Raw genomic sequence first — 14,158 nt, 5'->3', positions numbered from 1 at the left:
TAATGGATCCATCATACGCAGTTGCAACGGTTTTGGGAACAGTAATCCTGGGATTGCTTGTGAGCCTCTGGCTCCCTGGTATTGAAAGAAAATTTGTGCATGCAAGGATACAGCAGAGGATAGGACCACCTGTCTCAAGCCCGGGGCTTATGGCGGCCCTGAAGTTCTTCTATAAAAAGACGGTTAAGCCATGCTCACCCCTGCCAAGGCTCTACAATTCACTCCCGATAGTAGGCTTCATATCAGCCCTCCTAATACTGCTCTTCCTCATACCACCCATGTACACTCTGGGGGCCCTGGCAAGCCTTGTCGCCATCGTCGGGTTCCTTAAGATAGAGGAGGTCATATATGTATTCATGGGTTCCCTCTCAAGGTCTGTCATGTCCATGGGGATGCCCTTCCCTGACCTTGCAAGGGGGGCGAAGCACCCGGATCTTCAGAGGTATTTCCTCGAGGATCTGAGCTCAATGAGGGCATTCCGTTTGATAGCCTTCGGCTCCTTCCCAATTTACCTTGCACTCTTTGTGCCGGCTGTGATGTCAGGCAGCATCTTCCTGAAGGACATAGTGGCATATCAGGCGGTCCATGGACCCGTCCTATTTACCCTGGCCGGTGTGGTGGGGGCCGTTGTCTTCTTCATAGGATACATGATACTCCTCAACGAGTACCCCTTCGCAATCCTCAAGACAAAGGCTGATGTGATAGAGGGGCCATACATGGAGTATGCCGCACGCTACCGGGCATTTGTCTACATAACCAGGGGGTTCCTCATGTTCACACTGGGGTGTCTCTTCTCAGTCCTCTTCCTGGGAGTGCCACCGAACATACTCAGCTGGGGCATACTGGTTAACATTGCAGTTGCGGCGGTTTTCCCGGTCCTCATGGCCATATTCAGCGCCTTTGCACCGGTATTCACATTCAAGCAGTTCTACCCTGTAACGGCGGCGGCTTCGGTGCTCGGGGTCCTGGCACTGGTCACAGCATTTGTCTGAAGGTGATAGTATGAAGATGGTGATAAGACCAAGGCACATGATAAGCCTCGGAGGGTACATAGTTGAACTTGAGTTCCCCTACCGTAACCTGATAGTTGTAAACCCCACCGATGAGCACATAAAGATAGAGGTCCCGGTATTTGATGAGGGATGGATAGAGGAGCACCGGAAACTCGGACTTAAAATAGTGCCTGTGGGGGATGATGATAACTACCTGAGCCTCTGGAGGAGGGAGAAGGCCCTCCTTGAGGCATCAGATTGATCCAGTGATTTTAATGAGTTCAGTGGCTCTGAGCATAAAGACCGTGGAGAGGCCAGGTGTTCTCAGTGAGATAACCGGCATGATAGCCTCAAGGAATATAAACATCACCTACGCCCACCTCTACGTTGAAAGGGATGGTCATGGCGCAATATACATGGAACTTGAGGATATAGATGACCGGGAGTCCCTCATTGATGAGCTGAAATCCTCCAGCACGGTACTGGATGTGAAGGTACACAGGTCACTGGAGGAGATCTATGGTAAGAGGATAATCATAATCGGTGGGGGAGCCCAGGTCTCCCAGGTTGCAATGGGGGCCATCAGTGAGGCCGACAGGCACAACATCAGGGGAGAACGTATAAGCATTGACACCATACCCCTGGTTGGAGAGGAGGAGCTTGCAGAGGCAGTGAGGGCTGTTGGGAGACTACCGAGGGTGGCGGCCCTCGTACTTGCAGGGTCCCTCATGGGCGGTGAAATCACAAGGGCCGTTGAGGTGGTTAAGAGGGAACATGATATTACGGTTATCAGCCTCAACATGCCGGGGAGCGTCACCGATGTGGCTGACCTCGTTGTAACAGACCCCATACAGGCAGGGGTTATGAGTGTCATGGCGGTGGCTGATACCGCTGTTTTCAGTATAGAAAAGGTAAGGGGTAAAAAATTTTAGAAAAAAGATTCAGCTCATCTCAATTGCCCTTATGAGCTTGCTTGCAGCGTTTTTGAGTTCGGTGTCCTTTATGTCACCGCTTTCCCTTATTTTGAGGGCAAGTTCCAGGACCTTTGAGACGTCTGATGGTTTCAGGTTCTCTGCCATTTCAAGGTAGCTCTGGTCCTCCTCGGGTATCTCATCCTTCTTCTTCTCAGCAAGTTCCAGGAGAACACGGCAGCTGCTCATTATATCCGGACTGTCCAGATTTTCACACTTTTTAAGAAGTTCCTCCTTCATAGCATCACCATAGGTATTATGTTGAAACAATTATTTAAACTCTGGGAAATTATCTCAAAAAAATCACCGGATCTGGTTCAGAGTATGATAATCTTTGCAGGCCCCACATCCTCTGATGAAAATCATGTATTCTGATCCCGGGTGACCTTCATCCTCCAGGTAACCTGGGTCAGCACGGACCCTCCCTGGAGCAGACCTCTGCAAGGCTGCAACCGGCACACCTTGAGGGGTTCAGATCCACGGAGGGAACCTCACCATCCTCGGTTATCCTCCTTATCTCATCAAGCACATCGAAGAGGTACTCCCTCCTGCGGTAATCTATCACCACCGGCCGCCGCTCTGCAGGCAGGATATAGTCTATGAAGGATACCATGACCTCTGTTTCAAATTCCCTCTCAACCAGAATTGCCTGGGCCGTTATTTCAAGGCTGTCAGAGGGCCATACCCCACTTGCAGGTGGCAGGGATGTCCTGAACTTGAGGGGGTGATATGAACCACCACTTATCTCCATGCTGACACGGCCATGCAGTTCGATGGACGGATCATATATGGGGTAGTCCCTGATGAGGGGTGGGAAGAGGAGGGAGGCCACCCTGTCGCACTGGCCCCCCAGGATGTTCATGGCCCTCCCTATACGCAGTGCCATGGTCCTCACCTCAAATACCATGGGTTCAGCTATCAGATCCCTTTCACCCTCATTAAGGTCCCCCAGAATTCTCTCAAGGTCCTCCATCAGCATTGATTCCAGTTCATCCACCCCAACATCATCTTCCAGTTTCCGGGTGATGCTCTCTGCCGCTGCCCTGAAGTCAAGGTAGGCCTTCCTGAGGTGTACTGCCTCGGGTCTCATGGGTTCCCTCACCCCGAGAACCTCCCGGAGGTACAGTTTGAGGGGGCAGAACATGAATTCGGATATCATGGACACAGCAACCGACATCTGATCACCACACTTTATAATATTAATTAATATTAAATTATTACTAACATTTAAAAAATTTATTGGTTCAGAGTATCCGGAGGCGCAGGGGTTCACCCCTCACCCACCTGATCTCTGATATCTCAGAGAGGGCCCCCTGGATGGCCCCCTCACTTGCCTCATGGGTTACGATGTAGATCGGCACAGTTTCACCCTCATGGGCGCCCTTCTGGGTCACTGATTCTATACTTATACCGTGCCTGCTGAAGGCTCCGGCTATTTCATGGAGCACCCCTGCCCTGTCTACGGCATCAAGCCTTATGTAGTACCTTGAGGATGTCCTGGAGAAGTCCCGCACTGACTCAACAACCCTGATGCCCGGACCTGTGGGCATTGATCCCTCAGGGTTAACTGCAATATCCATGCAGTCTGCGACAACTGCACTTGCAGTGGCCCTCCTGCCTGCACCCTTCCCATAGAACATGACTGGCCCTGTGAAGTCCCCTGTGATGTATATCCCGTTGAAGACACCGTTCACAGAGGAGAGGAGGTGATGGTGTGGTACAAGGGTTGGTGTAACACCCAGCTCCAGTTCACCATCATTGAGCCTGGCTGTTGCAAGGAGCTTCACACTGCATCCAAGCTCTGCAGTGGCATATTCAATGTCATCCCTCCTTATACTGCTTATACCCTCAACATGGAGTTCATCCTCCGGTACATGGACACCAAAACCAAGCAGTGTGAGTATTATTAGCTTCTGTGCGGTGTCATGGCCCTCTATGTCGAAGGTGGGATCCCTTTCAGCATATCCGAGCCTCTGGGCCTCCCGCAGAACATCATCAAATTCCATGCCCTCTGAGGCCATCCTGGTCAGTATGTAATTGGCGGTACCGTTTATTATTCCATATATGGATTCTATTCTGTTGGCTGCGAGGGACTCGTTGAGGGCCCTGAGGACGGGTATACCACCACCAACACTGGCCTCAAATGCAACCCTCACGCCATGCTCCCTGGCAGCATCCATTATCTCATCCCAGTGCCTTGCAAGGAGTGCCTTGTTGGCTGTTACAACATGTTTACCATTTTCTATGGCCTTCAGGATGAAGCTACGCGCCGGTTCATAGCCACCTATGAGTTCTATGACGATGTCTATTTCAGGATCCTCGAGAATGTCATCTGCGTCGGTTGACAGGATCCCCGGATCTATTTCAACGCCACGGTCGGTTTCAATGTCAAGGTCAACCACCCTCCTGAGCCTGAGCTCCATCCCTGTCTTTTTCATTATGATATCAGGGTTGGTGTTGAATATTTCCACCACACCTGCCCCTATTGTTCCAAATCCTATGAGTCCAATGTTCACACAAAAACCTCCACATATTTTCTGTTTACTCCAGTCTGAGATCCTTCAGCTTTATGAATTCATTCATGGCTTCCCTGGTTGTTCCAACAACCACCCTGTAACCCTCTGATTTTCCGGTGAACCTCTCAAGTTTACCCCTTGCAACTATGCGCTCCCCCTCCCTGGCCTGACCAGCATAGGTGTGGGTGAAGGATACGACCTCCCCTATCTCAACAGCAGGGCCCTCAATCACATTGACATCATCCACAAGGTACCTTGAGGGGTTGTCAAAGGCCTCAAGGGCATCAGTGACTGTGCACTCAATGGTTATGGTCCCATGGGGCTCATAGGTTGTATCACCCCAGTGACCATCTATTTCACTCCAGTCCCTGGCTGCAAGGATATCGAAGAGGGTTCCATCTACCCTTCCACGGTTGTTCTTGCGCATCTCATACCAGCAGAACTCCCTGAAGGATAGGGTGTCGTCAACGATCCGCTTGCTGTAGACCCTCCTGAGGAGCTCTTCATCGAGGCCCATGAGTGGCCAGGAGGGGTCATCCTTAAGTTCACCGAAGGCCTCCATGGCCCTCCGGTGGTTTTTCAGTCCATAGACAACAAAGTCAATGTCGGAGTTCTCGGGGTCATACAGCCCGGGCAGTATGGATCCAGAGACTCCCATGGACCTGTAGGGGATCCCGGCTGCATCGTGGAGCGTATCTGCTATTTTAACAGCCTTTTTGAGGAGGGGATCTGATGGGGACTCCATTATCTCCTCCAGACGATTTTCAGGCCTCAGTATCTCCTCGACCCTATCGTGGGGCACGCCCATCATGAGAACCCCGAGCTCATCATAGTGGTGAAGGTACTCAGGGTGCGCATCCTCAAGGAAACGGTATGCCACGTCCGAGCTGACCTTTGAGTATCTTGCAGAGTCCAGTGATCTTTCACCATGTCTATCCGGTATGTAACGTAAAAATGATATGATTCTCCCATCAGGATGAAGGTATGAGGTCACAGCAAAGAAAAGGTCATCAGTGGTGTGTATGAAGTCACGGATTCTGGCTCTCATAGATAAATTAAATGCCTGATGTGACTATAAATCTTTTCATATGATTCTCATAAGACTTGAACCGGGCATGGACCTCATGGAGGAGATGAGGGCAGCCTTTTCGGAAGGCGTGGTGGTGACGGGCATAGGAAGCCTCCACCGCGTCAGGATAAGGACGGCCGATGAATCAGAACTCACGGTTGAGGGGCCCCTTGAGATCCTCTCACTCCAGGGGACCATCTCCCCCGATGGAGTGCACATCCACATTGCGGTTGCAGATTCAGAGGGCAGGGTTACCGGGGGCCACCTCAGGGGGGACTCCCCGGTGAGGACAACTGCAGAGATAGCCGTGATCCCATACCAGGGGGTGCTGCGGAGGGTTATGGACAGGAGGACAGGCTACCGGGAACTCCTGGTCCTTGAGTGAGCACCCAGGAGTTTCACTCCGGATCTCCAGCCGGGGCCTCCGTGCATGAATTCATCCACTGGATTCATTGATACTGTCATCTATGGAGGAGGATGGCAGTCCCGGCATCCTACTTATTAAATAGATTAAATAGGGGCAGCTCCAGATATAATGCTGGTGATGTAATGTTATATGAGCACCTTGAAGATCCCCTCCTCTATGATGGGAGTCAGATAGAACCTGCATGGGCCCTCAGTGAACTGGGAATAAAGGGCTCAAGCATAATAACATGGATAGGCCCCATGGACGTTAAGAATATAGTGGACTATGAGGACGTTGAACTGGAGATAAGATCTGAAGAGGTCCTCCATTTCATCGTTGAGCACTTTGATGAACAGCCATCCAGCCTGAGGCTCGCATACCACAGGCAGAGGATTCTGGTAATGCTGCTCATGGAGGAACTCATGAGAACTGGTGTGCGGACAAGGCGCGAGGGTGATGACCTCTACATAGGTTCATCTAAGCTCACAGTTTCAATAGCAACGGCCTCTGTCTCAAGCATGAAGATACATCTGGGCGTCAACATCCATGAGAGGGGAACACCAGAGGATGTCGACACCATAGGGCTTCTGGATGAAAAGCCTGAGCTGTCAGCTGATGACATTAAGGTAATAGCTGAGAACGTTGCAATGGCGTATATACATGAGATAGATTCCATCGAGGAGGATATAGCCAAGACCCGGATCTTTTAAGGTGTCGGGGGGATGCTGCTGGTGTCTGGATACTGGTGTGTCTGAGGATATGGCCAGGACCCGGATCTTTTAAGGTGTTTCAGGATAGGCTACCCGGCTCCCCATTCAACAGTTGAAGTGGTAATGATGAAGATAGTTATAAATGGAATACACGCAAACCTGAGGTTTTCAGCCGCCCACATGATACCTGAACATGAGTCATGCGGCTGCATACACGGTCACTCCTACATAGTTGATGTTAAGGTTGAGGGTAAGAGGAGCGGTAAGCATGGTTTTGTAGCTGACTTCAAGGATGTTAAGGATATAGTCAGACGAATATGCAGCGAATTTGACCATAAACTCCTGATACCCCTCAGGAACCCCCTCATAAACTTCACATCCACCACCAGAACAGTTAAATTTGAAATAGCGGGTAAGAAGTACAGCATACCCGAGGAGGACTGCTGCCTCCTGGACCTTGAATCCAGCTCTGCAGAGGAGCTTTCAAGGTACTTTGCCGCAACCCTCTTCAAGGAACTGAGCAGTAAGTATGATATATCCTCCGTCGAGGTCTGTGTGAATGAGGGTATAGGGCAGGGGGCCATATACACGATATCCCGGTGATCTTGATGAGGGCACCCATCGTGGAGGTCTTCAGCAGCATCCAGGGCGAGGGCCTCCTTGTGGGAAGGAGGCAGATCTTTGTGAGGTTCGCAGGCTGCAACCTCAACTGTAGCTACTGTGACACACCAGAGAGCAGGGACCCCTCAGCCGGGAGGCTCTTCACAGCCCCTGAACTCACAGAGATTATTGAAGGGTTAATAACGCCTGATTTTCATTCAATCAGTATCACAGGAGGTGAACCTCTCCTCTACCCTGATTTTATCACAGAACTCATTGAGGAGAGCCCTCACAGGACCCTTCTCGAGACCAACGGGTCCCTGCCCGGCAATGCAGAGAGGATAGCTCACCTCTTTGACTACGCCTCAGTTGATATAAAAATAGCTGAACATTTTTCAGATAATTTAAGATCAGGTACTACAGAATCCGATATATCCAGCCCCGGTGACCTCATTGATCGGGAGATTCAAGTCATAAACATATTAATATCAAGAGGTGTAAATACATATTGTAAGGTGGTTGTGATGCCCACAACGGGGGCTGACTACATCGGGGCTCTCGCAGAGAGGCTCCTTGAATGCGTTGATGAGCCGGAAAGACTTCCATTGGTTATACAGCCATGCAGTCCCCCTGAGCAGTGGGCTCAAAACACTCCTCGCCTGCTGGAAATGTCTAAGGAAGCCGGAAAGTATATGGATGTTTACGTGATACCACAGATGCATAGGGCCCTTGGCCTTAGGTAGGAGGTTTTCAGATGGAAATGGAAACAAAGGTTACAGTCCATGATGCCATGACATCGAATGTTATAACAGCAGACCCTGGCATCAGCGTTGCAGAAGCAGCATCAATAATGACCGAAAAGAAGGTTGGAAGCATCATCGTCAAGAGCAACTCCGAACCAGAGGGACTCATCACCGAGAGCGACATCATAAGGAAGGTTGTTTCCAGAGACCTGCAGGCCAGTGAGGTTACAGTGGGGGAGGTAATGACCCGCAACCTTATAAGCATAGAACCTGACAGGGAGCTCAGCGAAGCAGCGAGGCTGATGGCCAAGAACAGCATAAGGAGGCTTCCGGTGGTCAGGGACGGCGCGCTCGTCGGGATCCTGACATCCTCCGACGTCATGATGGTGGCCCCGGAACTCACAGAGATCCTTGTTGAGAATGCAAGGATTGAGGAGAACAGGGTACAGCTACCTGAAAATGAGAGGTCAGTTCCAGGTGTCTGTGAGATTTGCGGCAACTTTGAGGAGTACCTTGAGGAGTACGACGGTAAATACATATGTGAGGAGTGTAAAGAGGACTTAGAGGGTGAATGATTTGTTTGTAAGAGACGTAATGACATTAAATCCTGTCTCAGTCTCACTTGAAACCGCCGCCACAAGAGTAAGATCTATTTTAAGGGATGAGGATTTCAGGTGCGTCCCTGTAGTCGCCGGGGAAAAACTGAGGGGTATTATAACCCGGGGTGATGTGCTTAACATCACAGCGACAAAGTCCAACCTTGAGGCAAGGGGGATAATGGAAAGGCCCAAGCTTATTCTGACCCCTGAAATGGAGGCAATGAAGGCTGCAGCCGACCTGGTGAGGGCGGGTGAAATACAGGCCCCTGTGGTTGAGTCAACAGAGAGCATGAAACTTGTCGGGATAGTCAGTACCATAGACTTCATTTCAGGGTTCCTTGAAAAGGGCTATGAACCAGTTAAGAGTCCTGTGATGGAGATAATGACACCTGAACCTGTCACCTGCCAGCACAGCGACCCTGTATCAGCTGTATGGGATAAGATGGATGAATCAGGATTTTCAGGGCTTCCGGTGATGAAGAACGGCAAACTGATAGGTATCATAACAAGGAAGGACCTCATAAGGTACGGCCATGCCAGGATTCACAGGGAGTCCGGGGATGTGAGATCAGTGGCGGTTGAGAAGATAATGAAGACACCACCCATAGCCATAACACCAGATACGCCTTCTGAAAAAGCTGCTTTTCTGATGCTGGAGAGGGACATCGGCAGGATCCCGGTGGTTGAGAAGCCGGTGTTCATAAAGAGTGACCCCAGCATGGTGAAGGAAGCCGATCTTCTGGGCATAGTGTCCAGGGAGGACGTCCTCAAAGCATATATCAAGTGAAATGGTGGCCCATGATAAGAGAAGGATCCATCATCCAGAACCCAGTTTTTATTAATAAAATTATTTTAAGTAATAACGATACTTACTTCATGTAAGTATATCTCCCAGAGAGGTGTGTAAATGAGAAAAAAAGACACCATAAACCTGGTAAAGTCTAGGGACCGTGGTCCCGTCGAATTCGAGAGCAGAAACTTCGACCATGAAGGCGATGTGATGGCCATCGCCAGGAAGGAAGTTATTTCCATACCACAGACAGCCACCATCAAAGAAGCAGCGGAGATAATGGTTAAGAACAAATTCAGGAGGCTTCCAATAACAAACCCCGGGACAGGTAAGCTCCAGGGGATAGTCACGGCCATGGATATCCTGGACTTTTTAGGAGGGGGAGATAAATCCAAGATCATCGATAAAAAATATGATGATAACTTCCTTGCAGCTGTCAACGAACCCGTTAAAAGTATCATGACCCGGGACGTCATCAGCATAACCACCAGGGACTCAATTGCAGATGCAGTGAGCATGATGCTTGAGAACAGCGTCGGCGCACTACCGGTAGTTGATGATGATGAGAAGATAGCCGGCATAGTATCTGAGAGGGACTTCGTGCTTCTCATGGCAGGAGTATTCAATGATGAGGTGACAGAGGAGCACATGACAGCAAATGTGATAAGCACAACACCAGGAACACCCATAGAGGGCGCCTCAAAGATAATGGTGAGGAACAGGCTAAGGAGGATACCTGTTCTTGGCGAGGAGAGAAAAACTCCACACCCTGAGGAGGAAAAACTTGTAGGGATAGTGACATCCACTGACATACTCGAGTTCCTTGGAAGGAACCAGGCCTTCAGTGCAATGAAAACCAACAGTGCCGAGGAGGTCCTCTCAACACCTGTAAACGAGATCATGGAGACACAGGTCTGCATGGTAACATCCACAACACCCCTGGGAAGGGTATGTGAGCTCATGGAGAAACATGGAATAGGAGGACTTCCCGTGGTGGACTACGGGGAACTGACAGGAATAATAACTGAAAGCGACTTACTGAGGGCAATAGCAGGGTAGGTGGTTACAGTGGATATAGGGAGCATAATGACAGATGAAGTCATCGTCATGGATGAGACACAGCAGGTTGCCTATGCAAGGAACCTCATGCTGAGACACGGGATAAGCAGGGTCGTGGTTGTTGATGCAGATGGTAAACCGGTCGGCATAGTGACTGAGACCGACATAACCAGAAAACTCCGGGTTAACGGCCCCGACTGGAGGAGGAGACCAATAGATAAGATCTCCATAAGGAGGGTGATGACAGAGAACCCCGTAACCGTGAATGTTAATGACACCCCCAGGGATGCAGCGGAGCTCATGCTAAGGAAGAATGTGGGGTCCCTCCTTGTAATGGATGGAGAGGAACTTGCAGGCATAGTAACCAAGAAGGACCTTCTCAGATTCTTCAAGGACAGATGCGCCGGCAGATGGAAGGTGAGGGACCTCATGACAGAGGACGTTAAAACGGTGACACCCAACCACACACTGTCCCATGTAATAGGCGTCATGGAGGAGAACAACATCTCAAGGGTGGTCGTAACAGATAACGGCGCAGTTGAGGGGATAATAACCTCAGAGAACCTCTCATTCGCAACCTTCGAGGACCCTGAGAGGGGCATACCCGTCGAGAGGGTCTACTTCATAAGCAGAACCTCAGAGGAGAAGAAAAGGGTCCGTACCATCGCGATGCTAACCGCAGGGGACATAATGACTGAGGACGTGATAAAGGTGGAACCATCTGTGGATGCATCCAGCGCAGCAGCCATGATGCTTGAAAATGGTATAAGCGGCCTTCCAGTGGTTGAGGACGATGAACTGGTGGGGATAATAACAAAAACAGATATAATAAGCGGAATCCAGTAGGTGGAGAGTATGATAATCAAAAACATCATGTCAGAGGATCCTGTCTGCATCGATAAGGATCAGAACATATGTGACGCCCTGAGACTCATGGATAAAAGGAACGTCTCAAGGCTCCTCGTTATAAACACCAACAGCGACCATGAGAGGGAACTTGTTGGTATAGTTACCGAGAAGGACATAGCACTCAAACTCGGATCCTCAAGGTACGGCAACATGGCACCCTCCCACTTCCATGTCTCAACGGTCATGACACCGGAACTCATAACTGCAGAGCCAGACATGGACGCCGGAAACGCAGCAAGCATAATGCTCGAAAACAACATCGGAAGCCTTCCGGTTCTCCATGACGGTGAAATCATGGGTATAGTCACAAAATCAGACCTCCTTGACATCTGCAGGGGAAGGGCCTATGAGAAGTACACTGCAGCCGATGTCATGAGCACAGAGATGATAACGGTGTCCCCGGCAGAGAGGGTCGTCCATGCAAGGAGGATAATGATCGACGCAGGCATAGGCCGCCTGCTGGTCATGGAGGAGGACGAACTTGCAGGAATACTCACAGCCAGGGACATGACAAGGGCCGTCATAAACTTCAGAAAGCTCGTCCCGGACAGGCACAAACCCTCAAGGATAAGAAACCTCCTCGTGGAGGATATAATGAAACAGAACGTGAGGACCATTGAGGAGGAGACTCCGGTAACTGAAGTGGCATCACTCATGCTGGAGACAGGCTACGGGGGATTCCCTGTAATCAAACAGGAAGTTGAGGGTATAGTAACGAAGACAGACATCCTTGACCTCATAGTTGAGATAGAGGGTGTCTTCTAAACCTCCTTTTTTTAAGACGTTTCAAGTGAATTCAATGAACAGTGACATCCCCTTCGATCTGATCCAGGAAAGGACAGGAGTACCATCCTCCAGGTTAAAGGTTGCATTTGCCCGGGGGAGCCTGAGGCTACTTGAATCTGCGGGTCTGCAGGCCCTCCTCTTCAAGAAGCCCCTGGGGGACCTGGAGGCAGGGACGGTGATCTACCTTGGAGATGAAACTGAGGTCATAAGGGGATTTCCAAAGATAAGGAGGACACTGCTACTCTCACCCACCATCCAGGAACACTTCAGGGACAGGGTTGCTGTAGAGGAAAAGATGAACGGCTACAATGTCCGTATAGCATGCCTATCATCGGGAGAAACCGTTGCACTCACAAGGGGGGGCCATGTCTGCCCATTCACCACCCGAAAGGCCCAGGAGCTCCTTGACCTCTCTGAATTCTTCAGGGAACACCCGGACCTTGTTATATGTGGAGAGATGATTGGAAGGGACAACCCCTATGTTTCACAGGACTACCCTGAGGTCGGACCCCTCGGATTCAGGGTATTCGATCTGAGGGAGAAGAACACGAACAGACCCCTCCCTGTTGAAGAGAGGAGGGCGCTCCTGGATTCCTATGGACTTCCTAATGTGCGCCTCTTTGGGGTCTACCCCATTGAGGAGGCCGCCAGTGAGGTCGCGGATATAATAAGGGCCCTGGGAATGGCTGGAAGGGAGGGTGTGGTTATGAAGGACCCCAGCATGGAGGTGCCTCCCCTCAAGTACACCTCATCACAGGCCCATGCACGTGAACTCGCATACGCCTTCAGCTACCCCTTCGACTTCGGAAGACCCTTCTTCTTCAGCAGAGTCATAAGGGAGGGCTTCCAGGCCTATGAACTCGATGAATCGGATGATGAAACCCGTGAAAGGGCACGCCGCCTCGGGGAGGCAATAATATACCCCATGCTTGAGAGAATAAAGAGCATATCAGCTGGTGAGGCCGCCTATGAGGACACGGTCATCGACGTTGAGGACCGGGAGGCGGCAGAGGAATTCATACGTCACCTTGTCCGTCTGGGGGTCTCAGCCACCCTTGCAGATTACCGTGACGGCAGGGCAACCATAAGGCGATTCTATCAGTCAACAACAGACAGGATAAACAACTACCTTAAGGGGGGTCTCTACTGACATCTCTTCCCATAGCCTATCTGGGCCCTGAGGGGACATTCACAGAGGAGGCAGCCCGGAGGGTCGGCGAGGAACTCATCCCCTTCGACTCAATACTCGAGGTGCTGGGCGCAGTGGCAACCGGAGTGGCCTCAAGGGGTGTTGTACCTATCGAAAACTCAATAGAGGGCCCGGTGGGGGTCACCCTTGACCTCCTTGCCTGGGAATATGATCTCTGCATAGAGGGGGAGATAATACTCCGTGTAAGGCACAACCTCCTCGTTAACAGGGGTGTCTCCCTGAATGAGATCCGGGAGGTCTACTCCCATCCCCAGTCCCTTGCACAGTGCAGAGGATTTCTGGAGAAACTTGGGGTCTCAACACACTCAACACCAAGCACGGCTGCAGCTGCAAGGACCATAATGGGGAGGAGGGAGTGCGCGGCCATAGGAACGAGAAGGGCTGCGGATATATATGGCCTCGAGGTGATTGCAGAGAACATCCAGGACTTTGACCCCAACTTCACAAGGTTCATAGTCCTTTCAGATGGTGACCATGAACCAACAGGAAGGGATAAGACCTCCATAGTCTTCTCACTATCGGAGGATAAACCAGGGGGACTCCATGAGATCCTGGGCTTCTTCGCAGATGCGGGAGTCAACCTCACCAAGATAGAGTCCCGCCCATCAAAGAGGGGTCTTGGCAAGTACATATTCTTTGTGGATTTCCAGGGGCACCGGAAGGACCCGCATGTAATGGACATACTCAGGAGTATATCTGATAGGACCCCATTCTTCAAGATTCTGGGTTCATACCCTGAAATGACTGATTATTGATTAATTCTGATCCCTCAAAGGCGATTAAAACGTGAGTAAGAGC

The 14,158-nt window shown here is 50.7% G+C and carries 18 protein-coding genes; 14 read left to right on the top strand and 4 right to left on the bottom strand.

The genetic code is table 11. The features are described 5' to 3' along the window. The first annotated feature begins 2 nt into the window (after window positions 1–2). Genes tca_RS05895 through tca_RS05885 form a run of 3 tightly spaced genes read left to right on the top strand, consistent with a single transcriptional unit; the run spans window position 3 to window position 1,924 of the window. Complete coding sequence (locus tca_RS05895) at window positions 3–992, top strand: respiratory chain complex I subunit 1 family protein (protein ID WP_286708699.1); 990 nt, start codon at window positions 3–5, stop codon at window positions 990–992. A 10-nt stretch (window positions 993–1,002) separates the two neighbouring features. Then, entirely contained in the window at window positions 1,003–1,254 is a 252-nt protein-coding gene (locus tca_RS05890) for an energy-converting hydrogenase B subunit P (RefSeq protein WP_286708698.1), read from the top strand. Between the two features lie 13 nt (window positions 1,255–1,267). Further along, window positions 1,268–1,924, top strand: a complete 657-nt coding sequence (locus tca_RS05885) for a DUF5612 domain-containing protein (protein ID WP_048175788.1) — start codon at window positions 1,268–1,270, stop codon at window positions 1,922–1,924. Window positions 1,925–1,933: 9 nt separating this feature from the next. On the opposite strand, the gene tca_RS05880 is transcribed toward tca_RS05885, so the two are convergent. The 4 genes from tca_RS05880 to tca_RS05865 all read right to left on the bottom strand — a co-directional run bounded on the left by tca_RS05880 (window position 1,934) and on the right by tca_RS05865 (window position 5,527). After that, window positions 1,934–2,203 carry a hypothetical protein gene (locus tag tca_RS05880; RefSeq protein WP_048175787.1) on the bottom strand — a complete coding sequence of 90 codons (270 nt, stop codon included), beginning with the start codon at window positions 2,201–2,203 and terminating at the stop codon, window positions 1,934–1,936. Window positions 2,204–2,372: 169 nt separating this feature from the next. Next, complete coding sequence (locus tca_RS05875; RefSeq protein WP_143485777.1) at window positions 2,373–3,140, bottom strand: Dna2/Cas4 domain-containing protein; 768 nt, start codon at window positions 3,138–3,140, stop codon at window positions 2,373–2,375. A gap of 67 nt (window positions 3,141–3,207) precedes the next feature. Next, a complete protein-coding gene (locus tag tca_RS05870; RefSeq protein ID WP_010876856.1) occupies window positions 3,208–4,479 on the bottom strand; it encodes a homoserine dehydrogenase in 1,272 nt (423 codons plus the stop codon). Between the two features lie 25 nt (window positions 4,480–4,504). After that, window positions 4,505–5,527 (bottom strand): DNA polymerase subunit beta, encoded by a 1,023-nt coding sequence (locus tag tca_RS05865; protein WP_010876855.1) that lies wholly within the window; start codon window positions 5,525–5,527, stop codon window positions 4,505–4,507. A gap of 40 nt (window positions 5,528–5,567) precedes the next feature. On the opposite strand from tca_RS05865, the gene tca_RS05860 reads away from it, so the two are divergent. From tca_RS05860 to pheA, 11 genes are all read left to right on the top strand, one after another. Continuing rightward, entirely contained in the window at window positions 5,568–5,933 is a 366-nt protein-coding gene (locus tag tca_RS05860) for a PPC domain-containing DNA-binding protein (protein WP_010876854.1), read from the top strand. A gap of 164 nt (window positions 5,934–6,097) precedes the next feature. After that, a complete protein-coding gene (locus tca_RS05855) occupies window positions 6,098–6,664 on the top strand; it encodes a DUF366 family protein (RefSeq protein WP_048061000.1) in 567 nt (188 codons plus the stop codon). A 126-nt stretch (window positions 6,665–6,790) separates the two neighbouring features. Next, window positions 6,791–7,267, top strand: coding sequence for a 6-pyruvoyl tetrahydropterin synthase/6-carboxytetrahydropterin synthase family protein (locus tag tca_RS05850; RefSeq protein ID WP_286708697.1), 477 nt, complete (start codon window positions 6,791–6,793; stop codon window positions 7,265–7,267). A 5-nt stretch (window positions 7,268–7,272) separates the two neighbouring features. Further along, window positions 7,273–8,007 carry a 7-carboxy-7-deazaguanine synthase QueE gene (locus tca_RS05845; RefSeq protein ID WP_286708696.1) on the top strand — a complete coding sequence of 245 codons (735 nt, stop codon included), beginning with the start codon at window positions 7,273–7,275 and terminating at the stop codon, window positions 8,005–8,007. Between the two features lie 11 nt (window positions 8,008–8,018). Next, window positions 8,019–8,582 carry a CBS domain-containing protein gene (locus tca_RS05840; protein WP_048175780.1) on the top strand — a complete coding sequence of 188 codons (564 nt, stop codon included), beginning with the start codon at window positions 8,019–8,021 and terminating at the stop codon, window positions 8,580–8,582. Continuing rightward, window positions 8,575–9,393, top strand: coding sequence for a CBS domain-containing protein (locus tca_RS05835; protein ID WP_010876849.1), 819 nt, complete (start codon window positions 8,575–8,577; stop codon window positions 9,391–9,393). Before tca_RS05840 ends, tca_RS05835 begins: the two co-directional genes overlap by 8 nt. A gap of 120 nt (window positions 9,394–9,513) precedes the next feature. Then, a complete protein-coding gene (locus tca_RS05830; protein WP_048175778.1) occupies window positions 9,514–10,455 on the top strand; it encodes a CBS domain-containing protein in 942 nt (313 codons plus the stop codon). A 9-nt stretch (window positions 10,456–10,464) separates the two neighbouring features. Beyond that, window positions 10,465–11,301 (top strand): CBS domain-containing protein, encoded by an 837-nt coding sequence (locus tca_RS05825; protein WP_048060997.1) that lies wholly within the window; start codon window positions 10,465–10,467, stop codon window positions 11,299–11,301. A gap of 9 nt (window positions 11,302–11,310) precedes the next feature. Further along, window positions 11,311–12,129 carry a CBS domain-containing protein gene (locus tca_RS05820; protein WP_286708695.1) on the top strand — a complete coding sequence of 273 codons (819 nt, stop codon included), beginning with the start codon at window positions 11,311–11,313 and terminating at the stop codon, window positions 12,127–12,129. 34 nt (window positions 12,130–12,163) lie between these two features. Next, a complete protein-coding gene (gene mthRnl, locus tca_RS05815) occupies window positions 12,164–13,300 on the top strand; it encodes an ATP-dependent RNA/DNA ligase MthRnl (RefSeq protein WP_286708694.1) in 1,137 nt (378 codons plus the stop codon). Window positions 13,301–13,311: 11 nt separating this feature from the next. Beyond that, window positions 13,312–14,115 carry a prephenate dehydratase gene (pheA, locus tag tca_RS05810; protein ID WP_394339339.1) on the top strand — a complete coding sequence of 268 codons (804 nt, stop codon included), beginning with the start codon at window positions 13,312–13,314 and terminating at the stop codon, window positions 14,113–14,115. The last annotated feature ends 43 nt before the right edge of the window (window positions 14,116–14,158 follow it).

This window comes from Methanothermobacter sp. EMTCatA1, from assembly GCF_002356395.1.
In the GTDB taxonomy this organism is placed as follows: domain Archaea; phylum Methanobacteriota; class Methanobacteria; order Methanobacteriales; family Methanothermobacteraceae; genus Methanothermobacter; species Methanothermobacter thermautotrophicus.
Note: the sequence above shows the minus strand (reverse complement) of the source record. Positions and strands in the feature narration are given on the sequence as shown.